Here is a 17,624-nt window from a genome sequence, read left to right on the forward strand (position 1 = left end):
GGGCCGGACATCGTCCGGCGGCATGTCAGCGTTCAGCCTCGCACGTCGGCGGGGCAACGGCGAGAGTGCCCGGAACCGGTACCGGGTGCGGGAAATGTGAAAGTTTCTTGACAGCGATGTCAAATATCGACAGACTCCGATCTAGAGAGCGCTCTCCTTCCCCGTATCCCCAGATCAGCGGAAGGACTCCCCCATGTCCCCTGCGTTCAAGGCGTTCGGCGTCACCGCCGCGGCGCTGACCGTCCTCGGCGTCTTACCCCAACCCGGCTTCGCGGCCGAGAAGCCCGCGCCGGCCGCACCCACCGCGGCTCCGGCGTTCGACATGGCCCCGGGCATGGTCGAGGCCATGCGGCGGGACCTGAAGCTGACCGACGACCAGATCGCCGGCCGCCTCGCCACCGAGGCCGCCGCGCCGGTCGTGGAGAAGCGGCTGCGTACCCGGCTCGGCGCCGCCTTCGCGGGCGCCTGGATCCCGGAGGGGGCCGACCGCCTCACCGTCGCCACCACCGACGCCGGCCAGGCGGCCCTGATCCGCGCCGAGGGGGCCGTACCCCGGGTGGTCAGCCGCAGCGATCGCGACCTCGGCGCCGCCCGCGCCAGGCTCGACCGCAACGCCGCCCGGGCCCAGGGCACCGCCGTACGCGGCTGGTACGTCGACACCGCGAGCAACAGCCTCGTGGTGATGGCCGAGCCGGGAGCGGCGGCGCAGGCCCGCAGGTTCGCGGCGGACAGCGGCGCCGGCCCGGTCACCGTGGTCGACGCCAGGCAGCCCAGCCCGATGTACGACCTCCGCGGCGGCGACCAGTACGTGATCAACGGCAACACGCTCTGCTCGGTCGGCTTCCCGGTCGCGGGCGGCTTCGTCAGCGCCGGCCACTGCGGCGGCGTGAACAGCCCGACGCTCGGCTACAACAACGTCTCGCAGGGCACCTTCGCCGGCTCTTCGTTCCCCGGAAACGACTACGCGTGGATCCGCACAAACGGCAACTGGACGCCGCAACCGTGGGTCAACAACTACTCGGGCGGCAACGTCGTCGTCGCCGGCTCGCAGGAGGCGGCGATCGGCAGCTCGGTCTGCCGGTCCGGGCGCACCACCGGGTGGCGCTGCGGCACGATCCTCGGACGCAACGAGACCATCGTGTACGCCCAGGGCTCCGTCTCCGGCCTCGCCCGCAGCAACGCCTGCGCCGAGCCGGGCGACTCCGGCGGCTCGTGGATCTCCGGCAACCAGGCGCAGGGCGTGACCTCGGGCGGCTCCGGCAACTGCAGCTCCGGCGGCACGATGTGGTTCCAGCCGGTCAACGAGATCCTCAGCGTGTACGGCCTGTCGCTGACCACCAGCGGCGGCGGTGGCGGCAGCACGAGTTCCGTGGTCAGCAACTGGAACAACAAGTGCATCGACGTACCGAACTCGAACTTCTCCGACGGCGTCCAGCTCCAGATGTGGGTCTGCAACAACACCGGCGCGCAGAAGTGGACTTTCGTCAACGGCACGCTGCAGACCTCGAACAACAAGTGCATGGACGTCGCGTGGGGCTCCACCGCGAACGGCGCCGCGATCCAGATCGTCGGGTGCAGCGGCAACCCGGCCCAGCAGTTCGTCCTGTCGGCCGCCGGCGACCTGGTCAACCCGCAGGCGAACAAGTGCGTCGACATCAAGGAGTGGAACGGCAACGACGGAGCCGTGCTGCACCTGTGGGATTGCGTCGGCGGCGCCAACCAGAAGTGGCGACGAGCCTGAGATATCTCTTCGAGGAAGCACTGCCCGCCGATCGGGCCGGAGACGATCGGCGGGCAACTCCCGGAGGAAATCCGGGCAGTAATTGGAATATCACGTCTCTGAATAAGCTCTTGCAGGCCGCGCGGCGCTCGGGGTTCCTATAGTTATCTCACCCCCGTCCCGTCCTCAGTGGAGGCAATTCCCCATGCCCCGCAAGCGCGCTCTTCTTCTCTCCGCAGCCGCCGTGGTGGCGGCTGCGGGGACGCTATGGATCGCCGCGCCGGCGTCCGCGGCCGCCACCACGGCGGTCTTCACCAAGACGTCCGACTGGGGCACCGGTTGGCAGGGCGACGTAACGATCACCAATGGCGGGTCGCCGCTGACCTCGTGGAAGGTCGAGTTCGACCTTCCCGAGGGCGGCACGGTGGGCAGTTTCTGGGAGGCCGACATGGTCGCCGACGGGCAGCACCGCACGTTCACCAACCGGGCCTGGAACGGCGCGCTCCCGGTCGACGGCAAGGTCTCGTTCGGCTTCATCGGCACGGGCGGCGACCCGGTAAATTGCAAGATCAACGACCTGCCGTGCTCCGGCGCCCCCGCCCTCGACGGGGGATCGGCGGGCCCCGGTCCCGGCCCCGGCGTTGCCGTACCCGGCCTTCAAGGCGCTGACGCGCAGCTGGCGGCGGTCCCCGGCCCTCAGCCGGACGACAACCAGCCCTTGCCGCCGGCGAGCGACCGGCTCCCGGTCACCATCACCAACAAGTCGGGCCGCTCCGACGCGGTCCACCTGTACGTCCTCGGAGTCAACCTGACCACCGGCAAGCTCGGCTGGGCCGACGCGGCCGGCACGTTCACGCCGTGGAGCGACGGCGCGGCCGTGCCGGTGCCGGCCCCGGACGCGTCCATTCCCGGCCCGGCCGACGGCGCCAGCACCACCATCAAGATGCCGAAGAACCTCTCCGGCCGGATCTACATGTCGTTCGGCGACAAGCTCAACTTCCGGCTCACCAGCGACGGCCTGGTCCAGCCCGCCCCGTGGGCCGGCGGCGACCCCAGCAGGGACATCCTGTTCGACTGGACCGAGTTCACCTTCAACGATGCTGGTCTGTGGCTGAACAGCTCCCAGGTCGACATGTTCGCCGTTCCGTCCGTCGTCAGTGTCCGGGGCGGCGACGGACGGACCACCCGCACCGGCGAGTTGAAGCCGGGCGGCCGGCAGAAGGTCATCGACGCGATCAAGGCCGATCCCGCCTACGCCCCCAGCATCCAGACCCGCTCCGACGGTACGGTGCTGCGCGTGCTCGCCCCCGGAAAGGCGGAGGCCGCCGGGTTGATGAGCAGCACGTACCTCGATCCGTACATCGACCTTGCGTGGAACGCGTACACGAGCAAGACCTTGACCGTGGTGCCGTTCGGCGACCGCCCGGACACCAAGTTTTTCGGCCGCACCAGCGGCAACATCATGAACTTCACCGACGGCACGGACAAGGTCGTCGCCTCGTTCACCAAACCCTCGACGGGAAATGTCTGGGGCTGCGACGGCACCCTGAGCGCGCCCAACGACCTCGTGGTGGGCCCGATCGCCCGCACCCTGTGCGCGGCGATGCAGCGCACGACGCTCGGCACACTCGACACCCAGCCGAGCGGCAAGGCGGCGGACTTCTACAAGGGCGAGCCGTCGAACCACTACGCCAAGGTCATCCACGACCAGATGGCGGACGGCAAGGCATACGCCTTCGCCTTCGACGACGTCCAGAACCAGGAGTCGCTGGTCCACTCGGGCGACCCCCGCCAGGCCGGAATCGTCATCAGCCCGTTCTGATCTGGGTCATGACCGGGCGGACTGTCACCTTGTGGCGACCCGCCCGGTCTTGGCTTCTCCTACTCACGGCAGGCGCCTCCCCGGTCGGCCGGAGGCTTCACGGACGGGCGGCAGCGCCCGCGCGATGACTCGATGACCAGAAGTTATCGATATCTCAGCACCGAAGTGTTATTGCCTGGTGGCGGGCGGATTCGGTACGCGCTTGCGGTCAGCAGCACTTTAATCACGCTCTTAATTAATGGCGCACCGGTAAAGATTCCTAATAATTGGCGGGCACCTCTTCCGTTTCCACAGTGGAGGCAAGTCCCCCCATGCGCCGCAAGCGAACATTCATCCTCTCCGTGGCCGCCGTGGTGGCGGCGGCCGGGACCGCCTGGATCGCCATGCCGGCGTCCGCGGCCGCCACCACGGCGGTCTTCCGCAAGACGTCCGACTGGGGCTCGGGCTGGCAGGGCACCGTCACCATCACCAACGGCGGCCCGTCCGCCATGAGGTCGTGGAAGGTCGAGTTCGACCTGCCCGCGGGCGGCACCGTCGGCAGCTTCTGGGAGGCCGACATGGCCGCCGCCGGCCAGCACCGCACCTTCACGAACCGCGGCTGGAACGGCACGGTCCCGGTCGACGGCAAGGTCACGTTCGGCTTCATCGGCACCGGCGGCGCCCCGGTCAACTGCAAGATCAACGGCAGGCCCTGCACCGGTACGGACGGCGGCGCCACCCAGCCGCAGCCGCCGGCGGCCACCTACGCACCGGTGAAGCCCCCGGTCGCCGTGCCGAGCAGCGCGCCGGCCACCAGGCCCACCACCCAGGCACCCACCAGGCCGGCGGACGACGAGGCCGACAAGGCCGTACCCCCGGCGGGCAACCTGCTGCCGGTGAAGGTCACCAACCGGACCGGCCGCAACGACGCCGTCCACCTGTACGTCCTCGGCGTCAACCTGACCACCGGCAAGCTCGGCTCGGTCAACGCGGCCGGCACGTTCACGCCGTGGACCGGCGGCGGGGCCGTGCCGGTGCCGGCCCCGGACGTGTCCATCCCCGGCCCGGCCGACGGCGCCAGCACCACCATCAAGATGCCGAAGAACCTCTCCGGCCGGATCTACATGTCGTTCGGCGACAAGCTCAACTTCCGGCTCAGCAACGGCGGCCTGGTCCAGCCCGCCCCGTGGGCCGGCGGCGACCCGAACAGGGACATCCTGTTCGACTGGAGCGAGTTCACGCTCAACGACTCCGGCCTGTGGCTGAACAGCTCCCAGGTCGACATGTTCGCCGTGCCGCACATCGTCAGCGTCCGGGGCGGCAACGGCGTGACCACCCGCACCGGCGAGCTGAAGCCGGGCGGCCGGCAGAAGGTCATCGACGCCATCAGGGCCGAGCCGGCGTTCGCCAAGAGCATCCAGACCCGCTCCGACGGTACGGTGCTGCGCGTCCTCGCCCCCGGAAAGGCGGCGGACGCGGGGCTGATGAGTGGGACGTACCTGAACCCGTACATCGACCGGGCGTGGAACGCGTACACGAGCAGGACCTTGACCGTGGTGCCGTTCGGCGACCGCCCGGGCACCAAGTTCTTCGGCCGCACCAGCGGCAACGTCATGAACTTCACGGACGGCGCGGGCAAGGTCGTCGCCTCGTTCACCAAGCCCTCGACGGCCAACGTGTGGGGCTGCGACGGCGCCCTCGGCGCCCCGAACGACCAGGTGGTGGGCCCGATCTCCCGCACCCTCTGCGCGGCGATGCAGCGCACGACGCTCGGCACGCTCGACACCCAGCCGAGCGGCAAGGCGGCGGACTTCTACAAGGGCGAGCCGTCGAACCACTACGCCAAGGTCATCCACGACCAGATGGTGGACGGCAAGGCGTACGCCTTCGCCTTCGACGACGTCCAGAACCAGGAGTCGCTGGTCCACTCGGGCGACCCCCGCCAGGCCGGAATCGTCATGACCCCGTTCTGACATCCCGCTCCACCCCGGCGGGCCGCCACCGGCGGCCCGCCGGCCCGCTGTCCGAGGGCCCCGCACCACCGCCCCCGCGCCGCCGCGCTCGCACCACCGCGCCCGCGCCGCGCCCGGACCAGCCGCCCGCGCGCACCCGCGCCCGCCTCCGCGCCGCCGCACCACCCCGCCCGCGCTCGCGCCCGCGCCGCACCCGGACCAGCCGCATGCGCGCACCCGCGCCCGCCTCCGCCGCGCACGCGCTCGGCGCCGCCATCCATCGCAGCCGCCGCCTGATCGGGTCGCCTCGTTTGCCTCCGCCGGCGCGGCCACCTCGCACCGCGCCCGCGGCAGGCCGGCGCGGGCCGTCCCCGACGCCCGCCGGCTAGTGGGCGACGGCCAGGGCCAGTTGCTTGTGCTCGACCGGGAGGCGGTGCGGCCGGACCACGACGAAGCAGACCAGTGAGGCGGCGAGCATGCCGCCGAAGACGACGATGGCCATGGCGACCGCCCCCACGCCGAGGACCCCGACCAGGGGCGCCGCGACGGCGCCGACGCCGAACTGGACCGCGCCCAGCAGGGCGGCGGCGGTGCCGGCCGCTTCGCCGTGGCGGCCCAGGGCGATGGCGGGGGCGTTCGGCATGATCAGGCCGACCATGGCGAGCACCAGCCAGAGCGGGACGAGGACGCCGAACAGCCCGCCGATCTCGGTGACCGCCAGGACCAGCAGGACGGCACCGAACCCGAGGCCGGCCGTCAGCGAGCCGGCCAGGATCTGCTGGGGCGTCCAGCGGCGCAGCAGGCGCACGTTGAGCTGGGTGGCCCCGATCAGCCCGACCGCGCCGCCGGCGAAGACGTACGCGAACTGCTGCTCGCTCAGACCGAAACCGTCCTGGAGCACGTACGACGAACCGCTCACGTACGCGATCAGCGCCGCCATCGAGAGCCCCGCCACCAGGATGAGGCCGACGTAGACCCGGTCGGTGAACAACCGGCCGTAGTCCCGGATCGTGCCGGCGACCCCACCGCTGCGGCGGCGCTCGACGGTCAGCGTCTCGGGCAGCACCACCGCGGTGGCCGCCATGATCGCGGCCGCGGCCAGGGTGAGCACCACGAACACCCCGCGCCACGAGGTGAACTGCAGCACCTGCCCGCCGATGGTCGGGGCGAGGATCGGCGCGACGCCGACCACGAGCATGAGCCGCGAGAACAGGCGGGCCGCGGCGAACCCGTCGAACAGGTCCCGCACGATGGCCATCGCCACCACCGAGGCGGCGGCGGCGCCGAGGCCCTGGAGCACCCGCAGCCCGCCGAGAACGGCCAGGTTCGGCGCGATCACGCACAGCACCGAGGCGAGCAGGTGCACCCCGACGCCGGCGATCAGCGGCGCCCGGCGCCCCACCGCGTCGGACAGCGGCCCGACGAGCAGTTGCCCGAGCGCCAGGCCGACGAGCGTGCCGGTCAGCGTGAGCTGGACCGCGGCCGCGGTGACACCGAAGTCGTCGGTGATCGTCGGCAACGCGGGCAGGTACATGTCGATGGTGAGCGGCCCGAGCGCGGTGAGCAGCCCGAGAACGAGGACGATCCGGAAGCGGCGCCCGGCGGGAAGCAGCTCTCCGGGCGAGAGGTCGTCGTCGGGCGGGGTCAGGGTGCGAGTGTCAGCCACAGTTGCGACAAGCCGCCCCGCGCCGGGATTCTTCCGTCGGGGCGGCTTTGGTAACAACGGTCACAACCCCCGCGCGAGGCCTCCTACCAGCTGATATATCGCTTGCGATCAAGACGCCGGACCCTCAATCTGCCAGGGCCGGACCGGCGGGCACCGCTATCCCGTGCCGGCGAGCCAGGCGGTCTCGCCCCGGTGGAACGCGTCGAGTTCGGCGGGCCGGTCGTCGCCGAGCAGGTCCTGACTCACCGTCACGCCGCGGGTCGACTGGATCCAGGTGAGGAACCGGTAGGACGGCCGGAGCCCGGCGAGCGAGCCCGGGTCCACCGGGAGCGCCTCGCCCGCGTGCACGGGGCGGAGCTCGTCGCGCTCCAGCAGCACCTCGAAGCTCATCAGCCGCCACCGTCCCCCGTCCCGGACGGCGCGGGAGAAGAACCGGCAGTAGGCGTGGAAGTCGACCTCCACCCCCTTCACCGTGGTCCGGTTGAAGATCTTCGCCGGGCTCTCCACGGTCGCCCGGTCGCCCTGGACCCGTGCGTACGCGGGAAAGACCCAGTGCTTGCTGTTTCCGGTACGCGCCATCCACGCCTTCGTCGCCTCGACGTACGCCTCGCCGCCGTGTCCCTCGTACCAGGTGGTCCGGACGTAGGCGTCGTCGTGGAAGCAGTCCCGCATGACGTCGAAGAGCCGCTGGTCACGGGCGAAGCGTTCCCGCCGTACCAGGTCGAAGAGCTCCTCCCGGTCCAGGAGGGCGGTGAGCCGCTCGTTCATCGCGGGTACCCGAGGACGGCCTTGACCTCGAGGTACTCCTCGAAGCCGAACCGCCCGAACTCGCGGCCGTTCCCCGACTGCTTGTAGCCGCCGAACGGCAGGCTGCGGTCGAACGGAGCGCCGTTGAGATAGACCCGGCCGGCACGGATGCGGTTGGCGACCCGGCGGGCGTGGTCGGGGTCCTTCGACTGCACGAAGCCGGCCAGCCCGAACGGCGTGTCGTTCGCGATCTCGACGGCCTCGTCCTCGGTCTCGTAGAGCAGGATCGACAGCACGGGGCCGAAGATCTCCTCGCGCGCGATCCGCATCGTCGGCGTGACGTCGCCGAACACCGTCGGGCGTACGTAGAACCCCTTGTCGAGCCCCTCGGGGTGGCCCGGGCCGCCGGCCACGAGCGTCGCACCCTCGTCGATCCCCGACCGTACGAGCGCGGTGATCTTCTCCCGTTGAGCCTGGCTCACCACGGGCCCCATCGTGGTCGACGGATCGAGCGGGTCGCCGAGACGGACCTGCTCGACCGCCCGGCGCGCGGCGGCGTACGCCTCGTCGCGCTGCGAGCGGTGCACGAGCATCCGCGTGGGTGACTGGCAGTTCTGGCCGCCGTTGGTGTAGCACGAGTGCACCCCGGCGACGACCGCGGACTCCAGGTCCGCGTCGGGCAGGATGATGTTGGCCGACTTGCCGCCGAGCTCGAGCGCGACGCGCTTCACCGTGTCGGCCGCGAGCTTGGAGACCCTGATGCCGGCGCCGGTCGAGCCGGTGAGCGAGACCATGTCGATGCCGGGGTGCGCCGCGATCGCCTCACCGACCGTGGGACCGTCACCGTTGACGAGGTTGAACACGCCGGGCGGCAACCCGGCGTCGTGGATGACCTCGGCGAGCACCATGGCGCTCAGCGGCGCGATCTCGCTCGGCTTGAGCACCACGGTGCATCCCGTGGCCAGGGCCGGGGCCACCTTCGACGCGACCTGGTTCAGCGGCCAGTTCCACGGCGTGATGAGACCGCAGACGCCGATCGGCTCGCGCCGCACGAACCCGGCGCCCATCTCCTCCTCGAAGCGGTAGTCCGCGAGCACGCGGGCCGCCTCCTCGAAGTGGAACAGCGCCACCGTGGCCTGGCGTTCCGTCGAGAACGTGATCGGCGAGCCCATCTCCCGCGTCATCGTCCGGGCGATCTCGGGCAGCCGGGCCCGGAATCCGGCGATGATCCGCTCCAGGTACTCCCGCCGTTGCTCCACGCTGACCTGCGAGTACGCGACGAAGGCCGCGCGCGCCGCCGCCACCGCGCGGTCGACGTCCTCGGCCGTCCCGAGGCTGATCGTCGCGAACGTCTCCTCGGTCGCCGGGTCGAGGACGCCCAGGGTCCGTGGCGCGGCCGGATCGACCCAGGCACCCCCGATATAAAACTTAGTGAACATCTCGCTCCAATCGGACGTCGAGGCGCGAACGGAGTTCGGCGAACGAGATCCCCCACGTCTCCCGGACGACGACCCGGTCGTCCCCGGTGATCTCGAACGTGGCGACGTCGGTGTAGATCCGGTCCACGCACCGCAGCGCGGTGAGCGGATAGGTGCACTCCCTGACGATTTTGGGCTCGCCGGCCCTGGTGAACAGCGACATCAGCACGAAGACCCGCTTGGCGCCCACGGCGAGGTCCATCGCCCCGCCGACCGCCGGGATCGCGCCGGGCTCGCCGGTGTGCCAGTTGGCGAGATCCCCCGACGCCGAGACCTGATAGGCGCCGAGGACGCACAGGTCGAGGTGGCCGCCGCGCATCATGGCGAACGAGTCGGCGTGGTGGAAGTACGAGGCGCCGGGCAGCTCGGTCACCGGCGACTTGCCGGCGTTGATCAGGTCGGGGTCGATCGCGTCGCCCGTCGCCGCGGGTCCCATGCCGAGCATGCCGTTCTCGGTGTGGAGGATGACCCCCGCATCCGGGGGGAGGTGGTCGGCGACGGTCGTGGGCTGGCCGATGCCGAGGTTGACGTACGCCCCGCGGGGAATGTCACCGGCGAGCACCCGGGCCATCTCGTCGCGTCCGAGCGGGCCACGGTCGGTGTGCTCGACGACGCTCGCGGACACCGGCCTCATGACGGCACCCGCACGATCCGGTCGACGTAGATGCCCGGGGTGACCACGGCCTCGGGGTCCAGCTCTCCCGGCTCGACGACGTGCCGCACCTGCACGACGGTGGTCGTCGCGGCCGTCGCCATGACCGGCGCGAAGTTGCGGGCCGTCTTGCGGTAGACGAGGTTGCCGAGGGTGTCCGCGGTGTGGGCGCTGATGAGCGCGACGTCGGCGGCGATCGGCAGCTCCAGGACGTACGTCCGGCCCTCGATCTCCCGGGTCTCCTTCCCCTCGGCGAGCAGCGTCCCGACTCCGGTGCGGGTGTAGAACCCGCCGATCCCGGCTCCGGCGGCGCGCATCCGCTCGGCCAGGGTCCCCTGCGGCGCGACCTCGAGCTCGATCTTCCCGCTGCGGTACAGCTCGTCGAAGACCCACGAGTCCGTCTGCCGGGGGAACGAGCACACGATCTTTCTCACCTGCCCGGCAGCGAGCAGCGCCGCGAGCCCGGTGTCCGCGTTCCCCGCGTTGTTCGACACGACGGTGAGGTTCCGCGCTCCCTGCCGGATCAGGGCGTCGATCAGCTCGAACGGCATGCCGGCCGTGCCGAAGCCGCCGACCAGCACCGTCGAGCCGTCGGCGATGCCGCTGACCGCCTCGTCGGCAGACGCGCACAGCAGCGTCATCCGACGTTCTCCAGCACGACCGCCAGGCCCTGACCCACGCCGATGCAGATGGCCGCCACGCCCCACCGTTCACCGGACTCCACGAGCCGCGCCGCGAGGGTCCCGAGGATGCGCCCGCCCGAGGCGCCCAGCGGGTGCCCGATGGCGATCGCCCCACCCTTGGCGTTGACGAGCTCGGCGTCCCGCAGCCCGAGCTCGAGCCAGGCGTCCACGCAGGCGATCGACTGTACGGCGAACGCCTCGTTCAGCTCGACGGCGCCGATGTCCTCCCAGGTGACGCCCGCCCGCGCGAGCGCGTCGTTGGCGGCCTGGACCGGGGCGTAGCCGAACTGCTGCGGCTCCAGCGCCGTCCAGCCGCGACCGGCGATCCGCGCGACCGGGTCCCGGCCGATGGTCGCGGCGGCGCCCGCCGAGCCCAGCAGGACCGCGCTCGCGCCGTCGTTCAGCGGCGAGCAGTTGCCGGCGGTGATCGTCCCGTCGGGCCGGAACGCCGGCTTCAGCCGGGCCAGCGCCTCCAGCGAGGTGTCGGCCCGGATGCTCTCGTCGCGGACCAGGTCGGCGCCGGGCACGGGCATCACGAGGTCGTCGTAGAAGCCCTTCTCCCACGCCTCCGCCGCGAGCCGGTGCGACCGGGCACCGAACTCGTCCTGCCGCTCGCGGGAGATCGCGAACCTCTCCTGGAGCTGCTCGTTGCACTCGCCCAGCGAGGCCGTCCACTCGGCGGGCATCCGCTCGTTCACCAGGCGCCAGCCCAGCGTCGTGGAGACGGCGGTGACGTCGCCCGCCGGGAACCGCCGCGACGGCTTCGGCAGGACCCACGGCGCCCGCGTCATCGACTCCACGCCTCCGGCGATCGCGATCTCCGCGTCGCCGGCCTCGATCATCCGCGAGGCCATCATGGCGGCGTCCAACGACGAGCCGCAGAGCCGGTTCACCGTGGTGGCGCTCACGGTGACGGGCAGGCCCGCCAGCAGTACGGCCATCCGGCCGACGTTGCGGTTGTCCTCGCCGGCGCCGTTGGCGTTGCCCCAGAACACGTCGCCGACCAGGCCGGGATCCAGCCCCGGCGAGCGGTCGAGGAGCGCCTTCAGGGCCGTCGCGGCCAGATCGTCGGTCCTCGTGTCGGCCAGGGCTCCGTTGAACCGGCCGAACGGGGTCCGTACCGACGCGTACACGAATGAGCTGTTCATCGGGTCGTCTCCACTTCCTGCCCCAGCTGCGGAGGCGTCGGGTCGTGCCAGTTCGGGAGGACGTGCCGCCCGATCAGGTCGAGCGTGTGGCGGGCGACGGCCGGCGGCGTGCCGTACGGGGCGACCCGCAGCTGCACGGAGGTGACCCCGGCCCGGGCGTACCGGGCGAGCGTCTCGTCGATCTCACCGGGCGTGCCCACCATGGGAAGTTCGGGCTCGGCGGGGCCGTCCGCGCCCAGCCAGGAGCCCCGTTCGGTGTAGTAGCCGGTCGCCGCCGTCAGGTGGCGCGCGGCGAGCTCGCGGGCGGTGGCGGCATCCTCGTGGACGACGCAGAACCGGGTGGTGGCGACCACTCCCCCGGTCCCGCCCGGCCGTTCGCCGCGGCACGACCAGTACGCGGCCGACTGCTTGATCAACAGGTCGTCGCGATAGTTGGTCGCGCCGTAGAACCCGTCGGCGAGCGTCGCGGCACGACGGGCCGAGGCGGCCACCTTGCCGCCCACCAGGATCCGCGGCCCGCCGCGCTGCACCGGGGGCGGGATCGCCACCGGCGAGTCGGCGTCCGCGCCGGCGGACCAGGCGTCGCGCAGCAGCTTCAGCGCGGCGTCGAAGGCCGCGCCAGCCGGACCTGACTCGCTCAGCCCGGCCCGCCGGGCGACCTCCGGGGCGCCGAGCCCGAGCCCGAGGGTGAGCTTCCCGCCGCACAGCTGGTCGAGCAGCGCGGCCTCGTACGCCAGCTTCCGCGGGCTGTACGCGCGCAGCAGCAGCACCGCCGACCCCAGCGCCAGGGACGTCCGGCCGGCCAGATGCGCCAGGACCATCAGGGCGGACGGGAGGTGGAACGGCTGAGAGGCCGCGTGATAGCTCTCCCCCACCCACACGGAGTCGAAGCCGTGCCGCTCCGCGTGGGCGAGGATCGAGACCGCGCGATCCACCTGTGGGCGGACCGGCTCCCGGGAGCTCAGGTCGAGCGCGACCCCCAGCCGCATTCAGCCGGCGCTCTCTGCTCGCTTGATGACATCCTCGTGGGAGAAGTCGTTGAACGCCTTGAACATCTCGTCGGTGTAGATGTCCTTGGCCGGGAACTTCTTGATCAGTCCGGCGGAGGCCAGGAAGTCGAGCGAGCGGGTGAACGCGGCCTCGTCGATCGAGCCCAGGGTCTTGTCGTCGAAGCCCTGTCCCGCCAGGCGCACCTCGAGGACCTTGATGCCGTCGGCCAGCGCCTTCGCCTCCGGCTCGGACCCGCGGGTCTCCGGGTGGAGCTTCCACAGGTCGCGGATCGCGGCCTCGGGGTTGGCCTTGGCGAAGACGAACGCCTTCATCACCGCGCGGCCGAACCGCTGGAGGACGTCCTTCTTGGCGTCGAGGTTCTTCCGGGTCGTCGCGAAGCCGCCGCCCCACGCGTCCGCCGTCTCCTTGACCGGGAGCGGGGTCAGGGTGACGCCGGCGTTCCGGACGAGCTGGTACTGGATGTCCCAGAGCGCCAGGGCATCGACCTGGCCGCCCTTGATGGCGTTGATCTGCTGGGCGCCGGCGCCGATCGGCACCAGGGTGACATCGTTCTCGCTCATCCCGTTGAGCTTCATGGCGGTCCGGGCGAACGTCGCGCCGGAGCTCGCGACCGCGGAGACGCCGATCTTCTTGCCCTTCAGGTCGGCGATGCTCTTCACGCTGGAGCCCGCCGGCACCTCCAGGCTGTAGATCCACTTCTCCCAGTAGGAGCTGAAGTAGGCCAGGTTCAGGCCCTTGTCGCGCCCGATGGCCACGGGCTCGACCGTCATGAGGCCGAGGTCCGCCCCGCCGGCGGCGACCTGCTGCGCCGCCTGGGTGGCCGACGGGAACAGGTTGGTCGTGACCTTCAGGCCCTCCTCCTCGTAGAAGCCCTCGGCCTCCACGACCGCCATGACCGCGTAGCCGGCGTTCCAGCTCGGGGATGCCATCGCGAACCTCACCGGCGTCAGCCCGCCGGACTTCGCCGAGTCGCCGGAATCGCTGTCGGAACCGCCGCACGCACTCAGCGTTGCGGCCACGCACAGGGCGGCGACCGCACCACTAACGACCTTCAACGCTCGTTTAGGTTTCACGATGGAACCTTCCTAATGGCTGGGTAGCGGGTAGGTGTCTTCGTTGAGCACTCGGCCCGGCGTCAGGGAGAAGTCCAGACGCGGCGGGCAGAAGATGTCGATCAGCTGGTTGGTCCCCGGACCCACGGCCTCGCTGGTGTGGATCATCGGCGGAGGGATCACCGCCACCGAGGGACTGCCGCACCGCAGGTGCCGGTCCTCGCGCCACTCGCTGCGGCGCTTCGACCACGGGGTCCGCAGGTGGTGGACGTACTCACCCTCCACGGCGAGCGAGCACTGCTCGAAGTCGTCGTGGTCGTGCGGCGAGAGGCTGTCGGGATCGCGCGGGCCGACCCTCGGCGCCAGGAAATTGATCATGAAGGTGCTGCACCGGACGATCTGGCCCGGGCGTACGGCGTCCTGGGTCACCGTCAGGTCGGCCAGCCGGTAGGGCCGGATGCGGTAGCCCTCCGGCGGGTCCGGCCACGGCTCGAACGGCCTGGTGTTCGGGTGCGGTTCCGCGTACGAATCCCGGTTGCGCGCCCGGTCCAGCAGGTCGGTGGACCGGGAGCTGAACAGCCGCACGACGGTGCAGTCGCCGGCGCCCACGATCGCGCTGTCGCCCGGCGGGATCATCACCACCGCCTTGCCCGAGACCGACGCGACCTCCCCGGACGCCCGGACCTCGACGCTGCAATTCTCGTACGGGAGGATCGCGACGTACTCGTCCGGCTGATCACCCCGCTCCAGCACGTCGCCGGCGACCAGCGTCGTGTGGGCGAGCACGAAGTTGTGCCCGCGGAAGTACCACGTGGACGATCCCCCGGGGGTGGTCTCGTCGGGATCGCCCGTACCGAGGTCGGAGAACTCCACGTCGGGCGGGGTGGCCAGGGTGGTCATCGCCTGTCCTTTCGGGTCAGCGGCACGAAGCCGGTTCAGTCGTCCAGGCCGAGCAGGAAGGCCGGGTTGTCGCAGAAGATCTGCCGCAGCGACCTCTCGTCCAGGCCGAGGTCCAGCAGCGCGGTAGCGACGCGGATGTAGGAGTCGACCGGCAGCGGCCGATCCTTCTGGCCGAGGTCGGAGGCGATCACGGTGTGCTCCGGGCCGATCTTCTCGATCCAGTCCAGGAGGATCTTCGGGTTCCACTTCTTGGTCCCCTCGGGGTCGTAGAAGCCGGTCTCGTGCTCGATGAACGCGCCGTAGCCGATGAGCTCACGGCACTTCGCCTCGTCCGCGCCGATGACGTAGTCGGGGTGGTTGAGCAGCATCCGGGTGACGCCCTTGTCCTTGGCCGCGGCGAACAGCTGGGTGATCGACTCGGTCTCCATGTGGCCGCCGGTCACCATCGCGCCGGTCTCCTTCACCAGGTCGAGCACCTCGTGGACCTCGGGGATGAGCTCACCGTCCGCCCCGTGGATGTCCACCCGGGACGACGGCACCTCGACGCTCGCCGTGGGGAAACCGACGCCTTCCGGATGGCAGTCGATGTGCCGGCCGGCCGAGAACGTCGGGAACCACACGGCTTTGCCGCCCATCCGCAGCGACATGGCCACGGCCTGCGGATTGATGCCGCCGACCATGCTGTTCAGGGTGATGCCGCCGAAGACGGGGGTCTTGATCCCCGCCAGCCGGTCGCTCATGGAGAGCAGGTCCATGACGGTGTTGTGGTGGTGGGACTTGACCAGCACCCCCCGCATGCCGAGCCGTTCGCCGTCCTTGCCGGCCTCCGCATGGTCGATGCGCCGGGGGAACGGGTTCGGGCCGGAATGGCAGTGCAGGTCAACGCAACCGTTCAGCAGCTTGATGATGGCGGGCGAGTCAGTCATGAAGTCTCCTGGCGTCGGCGGCGTTCGCATCACAGACTGAGAGTCCGCTATCCGGTCTGTCAAGAGAGTGTTTCGGATGCTGCTTCCGCGAAACCCGCTGGAAAACCTTGCCGTGGGATGCGAGCCGTGCTTACTCTCCGTCCGTACTGCGAACTACACGCACACTTTGCGGACATTCAACGAGACGGGTGAGCGCCAATGGCGGAGGGCCAGGACGAGCCGGTGACTGCTCGCGAACAGGACATCCAGGCGGTGAGCCGGACCGCGCAGATCCTCGGCCTGTTCGCTCCGGAGACCCCGGAGCTGTCCGTCGCGGAGGCCACCCGCCGGCTCGGCCTGAAGCGGACCACGGTGCACCGCTACTTCAGCTCGATGATCAGCTCCGGCCTGCTCGAGCGGGTGGAGGACTCCGCGCTCGTCCGTCCCGGACCGTCGATCCTGCAGCTCGGCAGCTTCACGCTGGGACAGCAGCGCATCATGCAGATGGCGCCGGCCTACCTGCGCGAGCTCGCGCTCGAGATCAAGGTCAGCACCGTGCTGTCGCTGTGGGGCGCCTCCGGCCCGGTCGTCTCGCTGGTGGAGGAGGCCGACCACGCCACCCTGGTGACGGTGCGCGTGGGCTCACAGCTCGCCCTGAACTCCTCGCAGGCCAAGGTCTTCCTGGCCTTCCTCCCCGACCAGTTCCACGCCGACCGGCTCACCGGCAGCCTCCCCGAGCCCCAGCGCGCCGAGACCCGCCGGCGCATCGAGGCGATCCGGCAGGCCGGCATGAGCAGCGACGTCAACCACCGCGGCATCTGCGTCCTCGCGGCGCCGGTGTTCGCGGCCACCGGGATCTGCGCCACGATCGCGGCCGTCGGCACCGAGCGGATGCTGCCGGAGGCGCTGGACTCCCGGGAGGCCATGGCGTTGAGGTCCGCCTGCAGGCGACTGACCAAGGAGATGGGCGGCACGTGGCCCGAGACGACCCATTGAACTTTTTTCAACGTGGCGAGGCCGAACGCGCCCGCCACTGTCGACGGCCCGGCACTGTCGGGCTCGATGTCAGGTTGAAAAAGGTTCACTGATTGCCATCTGGTGAGGAAGGACCGACATGCCGACCAGCACCGACACCGACTGCGTGATCCGCTTGGATTCGCTGTCCATGGTGTACCCCACGAAGTCCGGCGGGACCGTCCAGGCCCTCGACGACGTCTCCCTCAGCGTCCGGGGCGGTGAGTTCATCTCCATCGTCGGCCCCAGCGGCTGCGGCAAGAGCACGCTGCTGCGGATCATCATGGGCCTGTCCCGCCAGACCTCCGGACGGGTCACCTTCGGGCCGTCCGAGGACACCCACCGCAACCAGCTCGGGATGGTGTTCCAGCAGCCGCTGTTGCTGCCCTGGCGCACCGTACGGAAGAACCTGCTGATGTCGCCGGATCTTCACCGCGCCCGCGACGCCGCGACCCGGGCGAAGGCCGACGAGCTGCTGGTGATGCTCGGGCTGGAGGAGTTCGGCGACCGGTACCCCAACGAGCTGTCCGGCGGGATGCAGCAGCGGGTCGGGATCGGCCGCGCCCTCATGCACGACCCGCGCATCCTGCTCATGGACGAGCCGTTCGGCGCGCTGGACGCGATGACCCGCGATCAGATGGGGCTGGACCTGCTGAAGATCTGGGACCAGGACCGCAAGACCGTGCTGTTCGTGACGCACAGCATCCCCGAGGCGGTGCTGCTCGCCGACCGCGTCGTGGTCATGACGCCCCGCCCCGGCCGGTTGGCGGACGTCGTCGACGTCGCGCTCCCCCGGCCGCGGCGGCTCGAGAACATCAACACGCCCGAGTTCGGCGAGATCGTCCTGAAGATCCGCAAGCTGCTCGACTCCGAGCACAGCGCCCACTAGGAGAGC

General features: G+C 70.7%; 15 protein-coding genes. 5 read left to right on the forward strand and 10 right to left on the reverse strand.

Features of this window, described 5'->3' with window-relative positions; genetic code table 11:
* Positions 1-193 precede the first annotated feature (193 nt).
* The 3 genes from CLV70_RS28630 (at position 194) to CLV70_RS28640 (ending at position 5,494) form a co-directional block, all read left to right on the forward strand.
* Positions 194-1,741, forward strand: a complete 1,548-nt coding sequence (locus CLV70_RS28630) for a ricin-type beta-trefoil lectin domain protein (protein WP_245908512.1) — start codon at positions 194-196, stop codon at positions 1,739-1,741.
* Between the two features lie 184 nt (positions 1,742-1,925).
* Entirely contained in the window at positions 1,926-3,542 is a 1,617-nt protein-coding gene (locus CLV70_RS28635) for a beta-1,3-glucanase family protein (protein ID WP_106129729.1), read from the forward strand.
* A gap of 311 nt (positions 3,543-3,853) precedes the next feature.
* The gene (locus CLV70_RS28640; RefSeq protein WP_245908513.1) at positions 3,854-5,494 is read left to right on the forward strand and encodes a beta-1,3-glucanase family protein; all 1,641 of its coding nucleotides are present in this window, start codon (positions 3,854-3,856) and stop codon (positions 5,492-5,494) included.
* A 364-nt stretch (positions 5,495-5,858) separates the two neighbouring features.
* Here CLV70_RS28640 and CLV70_RS28645 read toward each other — a convergent pair whose 3' ends face one another.
* The 10 genes from CLV70_RS28645 to CLV70_RS28690 all read right to left on the reverse strand — a co-directional run bounded on the left by CLV70_RS28645 (position 5,859) and on the right by CLV70_RS28690 (position 15,736).
* Complete coding sequence (locus CLV70_RS28645; RefSeq protein ID WP_106129730.1) at positions 5,859-7,139, reverse strand: multidrug effflux MFS transporter; 1,281 nt, start codon at positions 7,137-7,139, stop codon at positions 5,859-5,861.
* A 156-nt stretch (positions 7,140-7,295) separates the two neighbouring features.
* A complete protein-coding gene (locus CLV70_RS28650) occupies positions 7,296-7,907 on the reverse strand; it encodes a nuclear transport factor 2 family protein (protein ID WP_106129731.1) in 612 nt (203 codons plus the stop codon).
* Complete coding sequence (locus tag CLV70_RS28655; RefSeq protein WP_106129732.1) at positions 7,904-9,325, reverse strand: aldehyde dehydrogenase family protein; 1,422 nt, start codon at positions 9,323-9,325, stop codon at positions 7,904-7,906. Before CLV70_RS28655 ends, CLV70_RS28650 begins: the two co-directional genes overlap by 4 nt.
* Complete coding sequence (locus CLV70_RS28660; RefSeq protein ID WP_106129733.1) at positions 9,315-9,998, reverse strand: 3-oxoacid CoA-transferase subunit B; 684 nt, start codon at positions 9,996-9,998, stop codon at positions 9,315-9,317. The genes CLV70_RS28655 and CLV70_RS28660 overlap by 11 nt, the downstream gene beginning before the upstream one ends.
* Positions 9,995-10,657, reverse strand: coding sequence for a 3-oxoacid CoA-transferase subunit A (locus tag CLV70_RS28665; RefSeq protein ID WP_106129734.1), 663 nt, complete (start codon positions 10,655-10,657; stop codon positions 9,995-9,997). The genes CLV70_RS28660 and CLV70_RS28665 overlap by 4 nt, the downstream gene beginning before the upstream one ends.
* On the reverse strand, positions 10,654-11,847 hold the full coding sequence (locus tag CLV70_RS28670; protein WP_106129735.1) for a thiolase family protein: 1,194 nt from the start codon (positions 11,845-11,847) through the stop codon (positions 10,654-10,656). Before CLV70_RS28670 ends, CLV70_RS28665 begins: the two co-directional genes overlap by 4 nt.
* Positions 11,844-12,836: an LLM class flavin-dependent oxidoreductase gene (locus CLV70_RS28675; RefSeq protein ID WP_106129736.1), complete on the reverse strand. Its 993-nt coding sequence runs from the start codon at positions 12,834-12,836 to the stop codon at positions 11,844-11,846. Before CLV70_RS28675 ends, CLV70_RS28670 begins: the two co-directional genes overlap by 4 nt.
* The gene (locus tag CLV70_RS28680) at positions 12,837-13,787 is read right to left on the reverse strand and encodes an ABC transporter substrate-binding protein (RefSeq protein ID WP_211303922.1); all 951 of its coding nucleotides are present in this window, start codon (positions 13,785-13,787) and stop codon (positions 12,837-12,839) included.
* 156 nt (positions 13,788-13,943) lie between these two features.
* Entirely contained in the window at positions 13,944-14,810 is an 867-nt protein-coding gene (locus tag CLV70_RS28685; RefSeq protein ID WP_106129738.1) for a cupin domain-containing protein, read from the reverse strand.
* A gap of 35 nt (positions 14,811-14,845) precedes the next feature.
* Entirely contained in the window at positions 14,846-15,736 is an 891-nt protein-coding gene (locus CLV70_RS28690) for a DUF6282 family protein (protein WP_106129739.1), read from the reverse strand.
* Positions 15,737-15,958: 222 nt separating this feature from the next.
* Between CLV70_RS28690 and CLV70_RS28695 the strand changes: the two genes are divergently transcribed.
* Positions 15,959-16,711, forward strand: coding sequence for an IclR family transcriptional regulator (locus tag CLV70_RS28695; protein WP_158277842.1), 753 nt, complete (start codon positions 15,959-15,961; stop codon positions 16,709-16,711).
* 118 nt (positions 16,712-16,829) lie between these two features.
* Positions 16,830-17,618: an ABC transporter ATP-binding protein gene (locus CLV70_RS28700; protein ID WP_106129741.1), complete on the forward strand. Its 789-nt coding sequence runs from the start codon at positions 16,830-16,832 to the stop codon at positions 17,616-17,618.
* The last annotated feature ends 6 nt before the right edge of the window (positions 17,619-17,624 follow it).

Source organism: Pseudosporangium ferrugineum (genome assembly GCF_003002065.1).
In the GTDB taxonomy this organism is placed as follows: domain Bacteria; phylum Actinomycetota; class Actinomycetes; order Mycobacteriales; family Micromonosporaceae; genus Actinoplanes; species Actinoplanes ferrugineus_A.